Origin of the sequence: Actinosynnema sp. NPDC059797, from assembly GCF_042732085.1 — a bacterium.
Classification (GTDB): Bacteria; Actinomycetota; Actinomycetes; order Mycobacteriales; family Pseudonocardiaceae; genus Actinosynnema.
Genome location: NZ_JBHWIE010000728.1, coordinates 1 through 1,417, shown reverse-complemented (window position 1 = coordinate 1,417; position 1,417 = coordinate 1). Strand labels below are relative to the sequence as shown.

Annotated in this window: 1 protein-coding gene; it reads right to left on the bottom strand. The window is 71.8% G+C overall.

The window, feature by feature from the left end:
- Nucleotides 1-1,417: RHS repeat-associated core domain-containing protein (locus ACFV4N_RS43725; RefSeq protein WP_499678599.1), on the bottom strand; the 1,417-nt coding region annotated here is incomplete at both ends.

Sequence of the window (1,417 nt, the reverse complement as noted above, 5' to 3'; positions counted from 1 at the left end):
GGTCGTCGCCGTAGGTGTAGTGGGGGTTGGCGCCCTTGGCGAGCTTGCCGAACGGGATGAAGTTCGACGCGGCCCAGAAGAAGTTGCCCCAGCTCGGCTCGCGGATGAAGTTCGCGATGTCGTTGTAGCCGGAGACCTCCTTGACCACCTCGACCGCGACCGACGCCACCTTCTTCACGCCGTTCCACACCGCGCCCCAGTTCGGCCAGTGGCCGTCGGGGTCGATCAGGTCGAGCGGGCGGCCCGCGCCGTAGGCGTAGCGGTTGAACGCCGCCGACGGGCCCGACGACGCGCTGACGGTGTCGCGCGAGGCGAACGACCCCGTGCCCGGCTGGTACCAGCGGGCGCCCATGTTGACCTGGTCGGTGTCCGGGTCGGTCCAGTCGCCCTGGAAGCCGACCCGGCGCGCCGTGCCCGAGGACGCGGTCACCTGGCCGAACGGGTCGTAGGCCGTGGAGTCCGCGATGCCGGCGCCCGCCGGGTCGAAACCGCCGACCACGTCGCCGTGCTTGTCCGACAGCGTCAGGCGGCCGACACCGCCGGAGGACAGCGACAGCAGCTCGCCGGCCGCGCCCCGCCCGTAGGTGGTGTCGCCGTCGGACACCGGGTCGATGTCGAAACCCGCGTAGGAGAAGGACTTGGTGCCGCGCGCCACGAGCCGGTCCGCGCCGTCGTACCCGTAGGTCGTCGCGCCGACCTGGACGAGCCGGTCGAACGCGTCGAAGGAGAACTCCTCGGTGAACCCGGACGACGTGCGCGAGTCCATCGTGCCGCGCGCGCTGTAGGTGTAGGTGTAGTCGCCGTCCGACAGCACCCGGTTGCGCTCGTCGTAGGCGGCCGTCTTGGCGCCGTTGCGCACCCGGTTGCCGGAGGCGTCCCACGCGTACTCGGTGGTCGTCCCGCCGACGGTCCAGGTCTTGAGCCGGTTGGCCCAGTCGTAGGTGTAGGTGTGGTCGCCCGCGCCCGCCAAGCCGGTGGTGACCTTGCGCGTCAACCGGTCGTTGTTGTCGTACTCGTAGGTCAGCGACGCCAGGGGGGCGCCCGACGCGTCGGTCGTGACGTCGGACTTCTGGCGGCCCAGGGCGTCGTAGTCGACCGTCCGGGTGCGGGCGGCGCCGTACTTCAGGGTCTTGAGCTGACCGGCCTCGTTGTAGTCGTGGGTCAGGCCGACGCCGGTCACGCCGTCGGTGACGGTCTTGAGCCGGCCCTTGTCGTACCCGAACGCGGTGGTGCCGGCGGCGTCGGTGCGGCTGGTGACGCGGCCGTCGCCGTCGTAGGCGAACGACGAGTCGCCGGACGGGCCGGTGGCGGTCAGCAGGCCGCCGCGGTCGTCGTAGGTGTAGGCGTTGCGCCCGCCCGGCGCGTCGACCTCGGTGAGGCGGCCCGCCGGGTCGTAGGACCGCACGCGCTCGGTGGT